We start from the raw sequence: 12,786 nt of genomic DNA, 5'->3' as shown, positions 1-12,786 counted from the left end.
CCCGTTCCCATACCGAACACGGAAGTTAAGCTCTCTAGCGCCGATGGTAGTTGGGACCTTGTCCCTGTGAGAGTAGGACGTCGCCAAGCAAAAACCTAAGTCGTTTCGACTTAGGTTTTTTTGTGTTTATTTTTATTTACCAAATGTTATAATCCATACATTTAATAACGCTAAAGAAGAAAAGGGAATGAAATAGAGACTGTTTAAAATAATGGCAATGATTTTTTGTATTCCTGATTTTCCGAATGCCCCTAAAATAATACCTAAGATAGGAAACAGTATTTCTGCCATAAGTATACATTTTAAATAATGAGAGTAAAAATAATGGGATGGTATAAATAAGTATTCGATAATTACAGCAATTACTGCGATAGAGAAAAATAAATAGGATAATAGCACAGTTATTTTTTCATGGTTATTCCTCCTTAGAAATTAAATCGTTATAATATAAGTTCTATTGATGTATAGAACACAAGAGTGTATGTATTTTGATTAAAACATACTGAAGTACTATATAAACAGTTATAGGTAAAATAGATCTCTAGAAATATATATTCTAATTCCCTTTCTTTCTTGCATATAGTTGCAATTCTCCTTTTGAATATAACTAAAACACGAACGTTATCAGTGGCTAATAAAAAAACATTCGATTATTTGTTGACATTGTTTATGAAATATTGTTAATATAGCCATAGAAACAATAATATATAAGACCTCATATAATCGCGGGGATATGGCCTGCAAGTCTCTACCTAACGACCGTTATTCGTTAGACTATGAGGGAAAGTCACTCGGTATTTTTCTATTCACAAGGGATACGTATGCCTGAGTAGAGCGCTTTCTCTCATAGTAAAAGAGAAACTGTTCTATTTCAGGCTTTTTTTATTTGAATCGGGGGGATTCTAATATGAAATCACTAGTTGGAGTCATAATGGGAAGCACGTCAGACTGGGAAACAATGAAATATGCTTGTGACATTTTAGATGAATTAAATATACCGTATGAGAAAAAAGTTGTATCGGCTCATCGGACTCCGGATTATATGTTTGAATATGCAGAGACAGCTCGTGAACGTGGATTGAAAGTTATTATTGCTGGAGCTGGTGGAGCAGCGCATTTACCAGGAATGGTTGCAGCGAAGACGAATCTTCCTGTAATCGGAGTTCCAGTTCAATCAAAAGCGTTAAACGGCTTAGATTCATTATTATCCATCGTCCAAATGCCAGGAGGGGTTCCAGTTGCAACTGTTGCAATTGGTAAAGCTGGTTCAACAAATGCTGGTTTACTCGCTGCACAAATACTTGGATCATTCCATGATGACATACATGATGCATTAGAATTGAGAAGAGAAGCAATTGAAAAAGATGTACGCGAAGGTAGTGAGCTAGTATGACGAGAATCATTTTACCTGGAAAAACAATCGGTATTATTGGAGGCGGCCAGCTTGGAAGAATGATGGCACTGGCAGCTAAGGAGATGGGATATAAAATTGCTGTTTTAGATCCTACAAAAAACTCACCATGTGCACAAGTTGCTGATATTGAAATTGTCGCATCATATGACGATTTAAAAGCAATTCAGCATTTAGCAGAGATCAGTGATGTTGTCACATATGAATTTGAGAATATTGATTATAGATGTTTACAATGGCTTGAAAAACATGCTTACTTACCGCAAGGCAGTCAGTTGTTAAGTAAAACGCAAAATCGTTTTACCGAAAAGAATGCAATTGAAAAAGCGGGATTACCAGTAGCAACGTATAGATTGGTTCAAACTCAAGAGCAGCTTACTGAAGCAATCGCCGAGTTATCATATCCTTCCGTCTTAAAAACGACGACAGGTGGATATGATGGGAAAGGGCAAGTTGTTTTAAGAAGTGAAGCTGACGTTGAGGAAGCGCGAAAGCTTGCGAATGCAGCAGAGTGCATTTTAGAGAAATGGGTGCCTTTTGAGAAAGAAGTATCAGTTATTGTAATTCGTAGTGTAAGTGGGGAAACGAAAGTATTTCCGGTAGCGGAAAATATCCATGTAAATAACATTTTGCATGAATCCATCGTTCCAGCTCGCATTACAGAAGAACTTTCTCAAAAAGCAATTGCTTATGCAAAAGTGCTTGCGGATGAACTAGAACTTGTGGGAACACTAGCGGTAGAGATGTTTGCTACAGCTGACGGTGAGATTTACATTAATGAATTAGCGCCAAGACCTCACAATTCAGGACACTATACACAGGATGCATGTGAAACGAGTCAATTCGGTCAACATATTCGAGCAATCTGTAATTTACCTCTTGGAGAAACAAATTTGTTAAAACCAGTTGTCATGGTAAACATTTTAGGCGAACATATAGAAGGGGTCCTAAGACAAGTGAATAGATTAACCGGGTGCTATTTACACTTATATGGAAAAGAAGAAGCAAAAGCGCAGCGAAAAATGGGGCATGTTAATATTTTAAATGATAATATTGAAGTCGCTCTAGAAAAAGCGAAGAGTTTGCATATTTGGGACCATCAAGAACAACTGTTGGAGGGAAAAAGATGATTAATCGTTATACACGCCCTGAAATGGGTGCGATTTGGACGGAAGAGAACAAATTTAAAGCATGGTTAGAAGTTGAGATTTTAGCTTGTGAAGCATGGGCTGAGCTTGGCGATATTCCAAAAGAAGATGTGAAGAAAATTCGTGAACATGCATCATTCGATATTGAGCGCATTTATGAGATCGAAAAAGAAACACGTCATGATGTAGTTGCATTCACTCGTGCTGTATCAGAAACACCAGCATTAGGCGAGGAACGTAAATGGGTTCATTACGGTTTAACATCTACAGATGTAGTAGATACAGCGTTATCTTACATCTTAAAACAAGCGAATGAAATCATATTAAAAGACTTAGAAAACTTTGTTAGCATTTTAGCTAACAAAGCGAAAGAGCATAAATACACGATTATGATGGGAAGAACACACGGTGTTCATGCAGAACCAACGACATTTGGTTTAAAACTTGGTCTTTGGTATGAAGAAATGAAGCGTAACGTAGAGCGTTTCAAACAAGCTGCTGATACAGTTCGTGTTGGTAAACTATCTGGTGCGGTTGGTACATATGCAAATATCGATCCATTCGTAGAAAAATTTGTTTGTGAAAACTTAGGATTAGAAGCAGCACCAATTTCAACACAAACATTGCAACGTGATCGCCATGCTCATTACATGTCAACACTTGCATTAATCGCAACATCTATTGAAAAGATGGCGGTTGAGATTCGTGGTTTACAAAAGAGTGAAACGCGTGAAGTTGAAGAGGCTTTCGCAAAAGGCCAAAAAGGTTCTTCTGCAATGCCACATAAACGTAATCCAATTGGCTCTGAAAATATGACTGGTTTAGCTCGTGTTATCCGCGGTTATATGATGACAGCTTACGAGAATGTTCCATTATGGCATGAGCGTGATATCTCTCATTCTTCTGCAGAACGCGTAATTTTACCAGATGCTACAATCGCGTTAAATTACATGTTAAATCGCTTTGGTAATATCGTTAAAAACTTAACTGTATACCCAGAGAATATGAAACGTAATATGACAAGAACATACGGCTTAATTTATTCTCAGCGCGTAATGCTTACGTTAATCGACAAAGGAATGGTACGTGAAGAAGCTTATGATATCGTACAGCCTAAAGCGATGGAAGCTTGGGAAACACAAGTACAATTTAAAGAACTTGTAGAAGCAGATGAGCGTATTACAAGCAAATTAACACAAGAAGAAATTAATGAATGCTTCAATTATGAGCATCATATGCAACACGTTGATACAATCTTTGAACGCCTTGGATTAAACGAAGCGTAAAATTTCATACGGCACAGAATAGAGTCATTCTGTGCCATTCTTTATAAAAATATTATTCACATTTTTCAAACTACAGGGGGCTTGCGAAATGCAAAAGCTAGAATTGCTGTATGAAGGTAAGGCAAAAAGAATTTATCGTACAGAATCAGCAGATATGGTTTGGGTAGAGTACAAAGATAGTGCGACTGCTTTCAATGGGGAGAAAAAAGAGACGATTACAGGAAAAGGTCGTTTGAACAATGAGATTACAACTTTATTGTTCAGAAAGTTACAAGAAGTAGGAATAAAAACACATTTTGTAGAGAAGTTATCTGAAACAGAGCAACTTGTTAAAAAAGTGAGTATTATTCCTCTAGAAGTTGTCACAAGAAATGTAATTGCAGGAAGCCTTTCAAAACGTTTAGGAATGGAAGAGGGAACTGTACTTGCAGAACCAATCGTAGAATTTTACTTCAAAGATGATGATTTAGGAGATCCGCTTGTAACGGAAGATCATATTCGTGTATTAAACGTTGCATCGCCAGAGCAAGTAAGCGTATTACGAGATATGGCTCTACAAATCAATCAAGTGTTGATTGATCATTTCGCAAGCTGTCGTGTAAGATTAGTAGATTTTAAATTAGAGTTTGGTGTAACAGATGAAGGAGAAATCATTTTAGCGGATGAAATTTCACCGGATACTTGCCGTTTATGGGATGAAACGAGCAATGAAAAGTTTGATAAAGACGTATTCCGTCGTGATCTTGGAAATTTAACAGAAGCTTATGAAGAGATTTTAAAACGTTTAGGGGGAATTTCACATGTATAAAGTTAAGGTATATGTAACATTAAGAGAAAGTGTATTAGATCCACAAGGAACAGCAGTAAAAGGGGCACTTCATAGTCTTTCGTTTACAGAAGTACAAGACGTTCGAATCGGAAAGTACATGGAACTAACAATTGATAAATCAGTATCTGACCTTGACGCAAAGGTAAAGGAAATGTGTGAAAAACTATTAGCGAACGTTGTAATGGAAGACTTCCGTTATGAGGTTGAGGAGGTTGTCGCACAGTGAAATTTGCAGTAATAGTATTTCCAGGTTCGAACTGTGATGTTGATATGTTCCATGCAATTAAAGATGAGCTTGGCGAAGAAGTAGATTACGTTTGGCACGATACAGAGAATTTAGATGAATATGATGCAATTCTATTACCAGGTGGATTCTCTTACGGTGACTACTTACGCTGCGGTGCTATTTCTCGCTTTGCTAACGCAATGAAAGCAGTGCAAAAAGCTGCTGAGCAAGGAAAGCCGATTTTAGGTGTGTGTAATGGATTCCAGATTCTTGTTGAATCAGGATTACTACCAGGAGCGTTAATGAGAAACGAAAACTTAAAATTTATGTGCCGCACTGTTCAGTTGCGTGTTGAAAATAATGAAACGATGTTTACATCACAATATGAAAAAGGTGCAGTGATCAATATTCCAATCGCACATGGTGAGGGTAATTACTATTGTGATGAAGAAACTCTTAAAAGATTAGAAGAGAATAATCAAATTGCATTCCGTTACGTGGAAAATCCGAATGGAAGCGTTTCAGATATTGCTGGTATTGTAAACGAAAAAGGAAATGTTCTTGGTATGATGCCACATCCAGAGCGTGCTGTAGATGAACTACTTGGCGGTGCTGAAGGATTAAAAGTCTTTCAATCTATCTTAAAACAGTGGAGGGAAACATATGTCGTTAATGCTTGAACCAAATCCAACACAAATTAAAGAAGAGCGTATATATGCGGAAATGGGGCTAACAGACGAAGAGTTTGCCATGGTTGAAAAGATTTTAGGCCGTCTGCCAAATTATACAGAAACAGGATTATTCTCTGTAATGTGGTCTGAACATTGTAGTTATAAAAATTCAAAACCAGTTCTTCGCAAGTTCCCAACAACAGGTGAGCGCGTTCTGCAAGGACCTGGAGAAGGTGCTGGAATTGTAGATATCGGTGATAATCAAGCGGTTGTATTTAAAATGGAAAGTCATAACCATCCTTCTGCTATTGAGCCATATCAAGGGGCAGCAACAGGCGTTGGCGGTATTATCCGTGACGTATTCTCTATGGGAGCACGTCCAGTAGCTCTATTAAACTCACTTCGCTTCGGTGAATTACAATCACCACGTGTGAAATATTTATTCGAAGAAGTAGTAGCAGGAATTGCAGGATACGGTAACTGCATTGGTATTCCTACTGTTGGCGGCGAAGTACAATTTGATCCATGTTACGAAGGAAATCCACTTGTAAATGCAATGTGCGTAGGTTTAATTAACCACGAAGATATTAAAAAAGGGCAAGCACACGGTGCTGGTAATACAGTAATGTACGTAGGAGCATCAACTGGTCGTGATGGTATTCACGGTGCAACATTCGCATCTGAAGAGCTATCTGAAAGCTCAGAAGCGAAGCGCCCAGCAGTTCAAGTAGGAGATCCATTTATGGAGAAACTTCTTATTGAAGCTTGCTTAGAACTTATTCAGTCGGATGCACTTGTTGGAATTCAAGATATGGGAGCTGCTGGTTTAACTTCATCTTCTGCAGAAATGGCAAGTAAAGCAGGAATGGGTATTGAAATGTACTTAGATGATGTACCACAGCGTGAAACAGGAATGACACCATATGAAATGATGCTATCTGAATCACAAGAGCGTATGTTAATCGTTGTGAAAAAAGGTAGAGAGCAAGAAATAGTAGATTTATTCGAGAAGTATGGTCTTGCAGCGGTTACGATGGGGAAAGTAACGGAAGACAAAATGCTTCGTTTATTCCATAAAGGTGAGAAGGTAGCTGAAGTTCCAGCAGATGCTCTTGCAGAAGAAGCACCAATTTATTACAAGCCATCAAAAGAAGCAGCATACTTTGCTGAGTTCCAGCAGATGAAAATGGAAACACCAAAAGTAGAAGATTATAAAGAAACGTTATTCGCTTTACTACAACAACCGACGATTGCAAGTAAAGAGTGGGTATATGATCAATATGATTATCAAGTACGCACAAGCACAGTTGTTACACCAGGTTCAGATGCAGCGGTTGTACGTGTACGCGGTACAGAAAAAGGATTAGCAATGACGACGGATTGTAATTCTCGTTACATTTATCTAGATCCAGAAATGGGCGGTAAAATTGCAGTAGCAGAGGCAGCACGTAATATCGTATGTTCTGGCGGAGAGCCACTTGCAATTACAGATTGCTTAAACTTCGGTAACCCAGAAAAACCAGAGATCTTCTGGCAAATTGAAAAGTCAGTAGACGGTATGAGTGAAGCTTGTCGCACATTACAAACGCCAGTTATCGGCGGAAATGTATCAATGTATAACGAACGTAGCGGTGAAGCTGTATATCCAACACCAACTGTTGGGATGGTTGGCCTTGTACATGATTTAAAACACGTAACAACACAAGAATTTAAACAAGCTGGCGATTTAGTTTATGTAATCGGAGAGACGAAAGCTGAGTTTGGTGGAAGTGAATTACAGAAAATGATTCACGGTAAAATTTTCGGTCAATCACCAAGTATCGATCTAGATGTAGAATTAAAACGCCAAAAACAAGTACTAGAAGCAATTCAAGCTGGCCTTGTTCAATCTGCACATGATGTTGCTGAAGGTGGTTTAGCAGTTGCAATTTCAGAAAGTGCAATTGGCGCTAACGGTTTAGGTGCTAATGTGAAATTAGGCGGAGAAGCAACAGCAGTATTATTTGCGGAATCACAATCTCGCTTCGTAATAACTGTAAAACGTGAAAATAAAGAAGCGTTTGAGAAAGTGGTAGAAGCAATTCAAGTTGGAGAAGTGACAAATACAAATGAAGTAACAATTCATAATGAAGAAAATGAAGTATTACTTACAGTAAATGTAGATGAGATGAGAAAGGCTTGGAAAGGGGCAATCCCATGCTTGCTGAAATAAAGGGGTTAAATGAAGAATGTGGCGTTTTTGGAATTTGGGGGCATGAAAATGCAGCACAAGTTTCGTACTACGGATTGCACAGTTTGCAGCACCGTGGGCAAGAGGGCGCAGGCATTGTTGTAAATAATGGGGAAAAAATCATCGGTCACAAGGGGTTAGGTTTAATATCAGAAGTGTTTTCAAGAGGTGAGCTAGAAGGACTAAACGGAAAATCAGCAATTGGACACGTACGATATGCGACAGCAGGTGGAAGTGAAGTTGCTAACGTTCAACCATTATTATTCCGTTTTTCTGATCACAGTATGGCGCTAGCTCATAACGGAAATTTAATTAACGCAAAAATGCTTCGTCGTGAATTAGAGGCAGAAGGAAGTATTTTTCAAACAAGTTCAGATACAGAGGTACTTTTACATCTCATTAAACGTAGTACAAAAGATTCTTTAATCGAAAGTGTAAAAGAGGCTCTAAATAAAGTGAAAGGTGCGTTTGCATATCTTTTACTAACTGGAAATGAAATGATCGTTGCGTTAGATCCGAATGGGTTCCGTCCACTTTCAATTGGAAAGATGGGGGATGCTTACGTTGTAGCATCAGAAACATGTGCTTTCGATGTAGTAGGTGCAACATACATTCGTGATGTAGAACCTGGTGAATTAATTATCATTAATGATGAAGGAATTCATGTAGATCGTTTTACAAATGAAGTAGATCATGCAATTTGTAGTATGGAATACATTTACTTTGCACGTCCGGATTCTAATATTGCAGGTATTAACGTTCATGCAGCACGTAAAAATATGGGGAAACGTTTAGCGGCAGAAGCTCCTATTGAAGCTGATGTTGTTACGGGTGTACCAGATTCTAGTATTTCAGCTGCGATCGGCTATGCCGAGGCAACAGGCATTCCGTATGAGTTAGGATTAATTAAAAATCGTTACGTTGGACGTACGTTTATTCAACCTTCTCAAGAACTGCGAGAGCAAGGGGTTAAGATGAAGCTTTCAGCAGTAAGAGGTGTAGTGGAAGGGAAACGAGTTGTTATGATTGACGATTCTATCGTAAGAGGAACAACAAGTAAGCGAATTGTTCGTATGCTTCGCGAGGCTGGAGCGACAGAAGTTCATGTAAGAATCGCTTCACCACCTCTTAAGTATCCATGCTTCTATGGCATTGATATTCAAACGAGAAAAGAATTAATTGCAGCAAATAATACAGTAGAAGAGATCCGTGAAATGATCGGTGCAGATTCACTAACATTTTTAAGCGAAGATGGATTGGTAGATGCAATTGGACGTCCATATGAAGGGAAATATGGCGGACTATGTATGGCTTACTTCAATGGAGACTATCCAACAGCTCTTTATGATTATGAGCAAGAGCTTTTAGAAAGTATGAAATAAGAAGAAAAAAGCTTCTACTTCTTTTGATGTAGAAGCTAGCTTCTTTCTTAAAATGGCCGCCCTGGATGGGGAGAAATTAAAAGACGAGGTGTAAATAACGATGGCGAATGCATATAAGCAAGCAGGAGTAGATATTGAAGCTGGATATGAAGCGGTATCTCGCATGAAAAAACACGTACAAACAACAATGAGAAAAGAAGTACTAGGCGGTTTAGGCGGTTTTGGAGGTATGTTTGATCTATCAAAATTTGCATTAGAAGAACCTGTATTAGTATCTGGAACAGATGGCGTGGGAACGAAATTGATGCTCGCTTTTATGGCAGATAAACATGACACAATTGGTATTGATGCAGTAGCAATGTGTGTAAATGATATTGTTGTCCAAGGAGCAGAGCCGCTTTTCTTCCTTGATTATATTGCTTGTGGTAAAGCTGAACCTAGTAAAATTGAAAACATCGTCAAAGGTATATCAGAGGGCTGTCGCCAAGCTGGTTGTGCATTAATTGGTGGAGAAACAGCTGAAATGCCAGGAATGTATTCTACGGAAGAGTACGATTTAGCTGGTTTTACAGTTGGAATTGTTGATAAAAAGAAAATTGTAACAGGTGAAAAAATTGAAGCTGGTCACGTATTAATTGGCTTAGCATCTAGCGGTATTCATAGTAACGGCTATTCTTTAGTACGAAAAGTATTACTAGAAGATGGAGAACTATCTTTAGATCGTATTTATGGACGCTTAGAACTACCTCTTGGTGAAGAATTATTAAAACCAACGAAAATTTATGTCAAACCTATTTTAGAACTATTGAAGAAACATGAAGTATACGGTATGGCGCATATTACAGGTGGTGGATTCATTGAAAATATTCCACGTATGTTGCCAGAAGGAATCGGTGCTGAGATTGAACTAGGAGCTTGGGAAATTCAGCCGATTTTCAGTTTACTTCAAGAAGTTGGGAAACTAGAAGAGAAAGAAATGTTCAATATTTTTAACATGGGTATTGGTATGGTAGTAGCGGTGAAGGAAGAAGATGCAAAAGATGTTGTTCTTCTTCTTGAAGAGCAAGGAGAAACAGCTCGTATTATTGGACGTACTGTACAAGGTGCTGGTGTTACCTTTAACGGGGGCACAGAACTATGAGTAGATTAGCCGTTTTTGCTTCTGGAAGCGGATCTAACTTCCAATCTCTTGTTAATGCGGTAGAAGAGAAAAGATTGGACGCAGATATTAGTTTACTAGTATGTGATAAACCAGAGGCACGCGTTATTGGGCGGGCACATTATCATTATATTCCGTGTTTCGCCTTTTCAGCGAAAGCATATGAGTCAAAAGAAGCATTTGAAAAAGAGATATTAAAGAAGCTAGAAGAGTATGAAATTGATTATGTTATTTTAGCTGGATATATGCGTTTAATTGGGCCAACTTTACTAGAAGCGTACGGCGGAAAGATTATTAATATTCATCCATCACTGCTACCGAGTTTTCCGGGTAAAGATGCTGTCGGTCAAGCGTTAGAAGCAGGTGTGAAAGTAACTGGAGTAACAATTCATTATGTAGATGCAGGTATGGATACAGGCCCAATTATTGCGCAAGAAGCAGTAGTTGTTTCTGAAGGGGATACGAGAGAAAACTTACAAAAGAAAATTCAACAAGTTGAACATAAATTATACGTAAATACAGTGAATCAAATTGTTCAGTCTGTGAAAGAATCAACTGTTAACTAACATACAACCAGGGGTGAAAGATAAATGAAAAAGCGTGCATTAGTAAGTGTTTCAGATAAAACAGGAGTAGTAGAATTTGTTAAAGGTTTACTAGAACAAGGGATTGAAGTTATTTCAACAGGTGGTACGAAAAAATTACTAGAAGAAAACGGCTTACAAGTAATCGGTATTTCTGAAGTAACTGGTTTCCCGGAAATTATGGATGGCCGTGTAAAAACATTACATCCAAATATTCATGGTGGTCTATTAGCAGTTCGTGATAATGAAACACATGTAGCACAAATGAATGAATTAGGTATTCAAGCAATTGACTTTGTTGTTGTTAACTTATACCCATTCAAAGAAACAATCGCTAAGCCTGATGTAACATTTGCTGATGCAATTGAAAATATTGATATCGGTGGCCCAACAATGATTCGCTCTGCTGCGAAAAATCATAAATTTGTATCTGTAATTGTAGATCCAGTAGATTACGATGTTGTATTAGCAGAACTGAAAGAGAACGGTGAAGTAAAAGAAGAAACGAAACGTAAGTTAGCAGCGAAAGTATTCCGTCATACAGCAGCGTATGATGCGCTAATTTCTAATTACTTAACAGAACAAATGGGTGAAGAAAGTCCTGAAACATTAACTGTGACATTTGAGAAAAAACAGGATTTACGTTATGGAGAGAACCCACATCAAAAGGCTACTTTCTATAAAGCGCCGTTTGCTGCAACTTCTTCTGTTGCATATGCAGAACAGTTACACGGTAAAGAATTATCTTATAACAATATTAATGACGCAGATGCAGCGCTTAGCATCGTAAAAGAATTTACAGAACCAGCAGTAGTAGCGGTAAAACATATGAATCCATGTGGTGTTGGCGTAGGAACTGATATTCATGAAGCATACACACGCGCTTATGAGGCAGATCCGGTATCAATTTTTGGCGGCATTATTGCAGCAAATCGTGAAATTGATAAAGCTACAGCAGAAAAGTTACATGAAATTTTCTTAGAAATTGTTATCGCTCCTTCATTCTCACAAGAAGCTTTAGAAGTGTTGCAAAGTAAGAAAAACTTACGCCTACTAACTGTAAATATTGAAAAGGCAACGACTGCAAGTAAAAAACTAACTTCTGTACAAGGTGGGCTTCTTGTTCAAGAGGAAGATACGTTATCATTAGATGAAAGTACGATTTCAATTCCAACGAAACGTGAGCCATCAGAGCAAGAATGGAAAGATTTAAAACTAGCTTGGAAAGTTGTAAAACATGTGAAATCAAATGCAATTGTTTTAGCAAAAGATGATATGACAATTGGTGTAGGTGCTGGACAAATGAACCGTGTTGGCTCTGCAAAAATTGCAATTACACAAGCTAGTGAAAAAGCACAAGGTAGCGCACTTGCATCTGATGCTTTCTTCCCAATGCCAGATACAGTAGAAGAAGCAGCAAAAGCTGGTATTACAGCAATCATCCAACCAGGTGGATCAATCCGTGATGAAGATTCTATTAAAATGGCAGATGAGTATGGGATTGCGATGGTGTTCACTGGCGTACGTCATTTCAAACACTAATAGAGGATATTTAAAAAGTCCGGTCAAGATAACTGTCGCATGTCGTCGTTGCATTGCCAGTGCGGTACTCATGTAGGAAAACTACACTCCGTGTCCTCCTGGCAAATGCGCCTCGACCTGCTCGGTTCTCATGATCCTCCTTTTTAAACTTTTATTGATATGGATGTTTAAAAGGTCCGGTCAAGATAACTGTCGCATGTCGTCGTTGCATTGCCAGTGCGGTACTCATGTAGGAAAGCTACACTCCGTGTCCTCCTGGCGAATGCGCCTCGACCTGCTCGGTTCTCTGATCCTCCCTTTTAAACTTACAGTGATAGA

Annotated in this window: 12 protein-coding genes, 1 rRNA gene and 1 riboswitch; of the genes, 12 read left to right on the top strand and 1 reads right to left on the bottom strand. The window is 38.4% G+C overall.

All coding sequences use genetic code 11. From position 1 onward, the window contains the following. Positions 1 to 89, top strand: a 5S ribosomal RNA gene (rrf, locus tag MR065_RS23080); the annotation flags it as partial. Positions 90 to 132: 43 nt separating this feature from the next. On the opposite strand, the gene MR065_RS23075 is transcribed toward rrf, so the two are convergent. Further along, the gene (locus MR065_RS23075) at positions 133 to 399 is read right to left on the bottom strand and encodes a hypothetical protein (protein WP_242215186.1); all 267 of its coding nucleotides are present in this window, start codon (positions 397 to 399) and stop codon (positions 133 to 135) included. Positions 400 to 695: 296 nt separating this feature from the next. Beyond that, positions 696 to 797, top strand: a riboswitch (purine riboswitch). A gap of 110 nt (positions 798 to 907) precedes the next feature. On the opposite strand from MR065_RS23075, the gene purE reads away from it, so the two are divergent. The 11 genes from purE to purH all read left to right on the top strand — a co-directional run bounded on the left by purE (position 908) and on the right by purH (position 12,468). Next, complete coding sequence (gene purE, locus MR065_RS23070) at positions 908 to 1,393, top strand: 5-(carboxyamino)imidazole ribonucleotide mutase (protein ID WP_000839367.1); 486 nt, start codon at positions 908 to 910, stop codon at positions 1,391 to 1,393. Beyond that, on the top strand, positions 1,390 to 2,541 hold the full coding sequence (gene purK, locus MR065_RS23065) for a 5-(carboxyamino)imidazole ribonucleotide synthase (RefSeq protein ID WP_097905000.1): 1,152 nt from the start codon (positions 1,390 to 1,392) through the stop codon (positions 2,539 to 2,541). Before purE ends, purK begins: the two co-directional genes overlap by 4 nt. Next, positions 2,538 to 3,845 (top strand): adenylosuccinate lyase, encoded by a 1,308-nt coding sequence (gene purB, locus MR065_RS23060; protein ID WP_242215185.1) that lies wholly within the window; start codon positions 2,538 to 2,540, stop codon positions 3,843 to 3,845. The genes purK and purB overlap by 4 nt, the downstream gene beginning before the upstream one ends. Before the next feature lie 88 nt (positions 3,846 to 3,933). Further along, complete coding sequence (gene purC, locus MR065_RS23055; protein WP_001170543.1) at positions 3,934 to 4,653, top strand: phosphoribosylaminoimidazolesuccinocarboxamide synthase; 720 nt, start codon at positions 3,934 to 3,936, stop codon at positions 4,651 to 4,653. Continuing rightward, the gene (gene purS, locus MR065_RS23050; RefSeq protein ID WP_000278820.1) at positions 4,646 to 4,900 is read left to right on the top strand and encodes a phosphoribosylformylglycinamidine synthase subunit PurS; all 255 of its coding nucleotides are present in this window, start codon (positions 4,646 to 4,648) and stop codon (positions 4,898 to 4,900) included. The genes purC and purS overlap by 8 nt, the downstream gene beginning before the upstream one ends. Further along, positions 4,897 to 5,580 (top strand): phosphoribosylformylglycinamidine synthase subunit PurQ, encoded by a 684-nt coding sequence (gene purQ / locus MR065_RS23045; RefSeq protein WP_000666781.1) that lies wholly within the window; start codon positions 4,897 to 4,899, stop codon positions 5,578 to 5,580. The genes purS and purQ overlap by 4 nt, the downstream gene beginning before the upstream one ends. After that, entirely contained in the window at positions 5,564 to 7,783 is a 2,220-nt protein-coding gene (purL, locus tag MR065_RS23040) for a phosphoribosylformylglycinamidine synthase II (RefSeq protein WP_242215184.1), read from the top strand. The genes purQ and purL overlap by 17 nt, the downstream gene beginning before the upstream one ends. Continuing rightward, a complete protein-coding gene (gene purF, locus MR065_RS23035) occupies positions 7,768 to 9,183 on the top strand; it encodes an amidophosphoribosyltransferase (RefSeq protein WP_097904997.1) in 1,416 nt (471 codons plus the stop codon). Before purL ends, purF begins: the two co-directional genes overlap by 16 nt. Positions 9,184 to 9,283: 100 nt before the next feature. Beyond that, positions 9,284 to 10,324: a phosphoribosylformylglycinamidine cyclo-ligase gene (gene purM / locus MR065_RS23030; RefSeq protein ID WP_242215183.1), complete on the top strand. Its 1,041-nt coding sequence runs from the start codon at positions 9,284 to 9,286 to the stop codon at positions 10,322 to 10,324. Continuing rightward, positions 10,321 to 10,908, top strand: a complete 588-nt coding sequence (gene purN / locus MR065_RS23025; protein ID WP_242215182.1) for a phosphoribosylglycinamide formyltransferase — start codon at positions 10,321 to 10,323, stop codon at positions 10,906 to 10,908. Before purM ends, purN begins: the two co-directional genes overlap by 4 nt. Before the next feature lie 24 nt (positions 10,909 to 10,932). Beyond that, on the top strand, positions 10,933 to 12,468 hold the full coding sequence (purH, locus tag MR065_RS23020; protein WP_242215181.1) for a bifunctional phosphoribosylaminoimidazolecarboxamide formyltransferase/IMP cyclohydrolase: 1,536 nt from the start codon (positions 10,933 to 10,935) through the stop codon (positions 12,466 to 12,468). Positions 12,469 to 12,786 lie beyond the last annotated feature (318 nt).

The organism is Bacillus cereus group sp. BfR-BA-01383 (assembly GCF_022663495.1).
GTDB classification, from domain to species: domain Bacteria; phylum Bacillota; class Bacilli; order Bacillales; family Bacillaceae_G; genus Bacillus_A; species Bacillus_A cereus_AU.
Note: the sequence above shows the minus strand (reverse complement) of the source record. Positions and strands in the feature narration are given on the sequence as shown.

Excerpts from the sequence above, each read along its gene's own strand:
- purS (WP_000278820.1), top strand. The coding sequence starts at position 4,646 with ATGTATAAAGTTAAGGTATATGTAACATTAAGAGAAAGTGTATTAGAT.
- purM (WP_242215183.1), top strand. The coding sequence starts at position 9,284 with ATGGCGAATGCATATAAGCAAGCAGGAGTAGATATTGAAGCTGGATAT.
- purB (WP_242215185.1), top strand. The coding sequence starts at position 2,538 with ATGATTAATCGTTATACACGCCCTGAAATGGGTGCGATTTGGACGGAA.
- purN (WP_242215182.1), top strand. The coding sequence starts at position 10,321 with ATGAGTAGATTAGCCGTTTTTGCTTCTGGAAGCGGATCTAACTTCCAA.
- purE (WP_000839367.1), top strand. The coding sequence starts at position 908 with ATGAAATCACTAGTTGGAGTCATAATGGGAAGCACGTCAGACTGGGAA.
- purL (WP_242215184.1), top strand. The coding sequence starts at position 5,564 with ATGTCGTTAATGCTTGAACCAAATCCAACACAAATTAAAGAAGAGCGT.
- purC (WP_001170543.1), top strand. The coding sequence starts at position 3,934 with ATGCAAAAGCTAGAATTGCTGTATGAAGGTAAGGCAAAAAGAATTTAT.
- purH (WP_242215181.1), top strand. The coding sequence starts at position 10,933 with ATGAAAAAGCGTGCATTAGTAAGTGTTTCAGATAAAACAGGAGTAGTA.
- purF (WP_097904997.1), top strand. The coding sequence starts at position 7,768 with ATGCTTGCTGAAATAAAGGGGTTAAATGAAGAATGTGGCGTTTTTGGA.
- purK (WP_097905000.1), top strand. The coding sequence starts at position 1,390 with ATGACGAGAATCATTTTACCTGGAAAAACAATCGGTATTATTGGAGGC.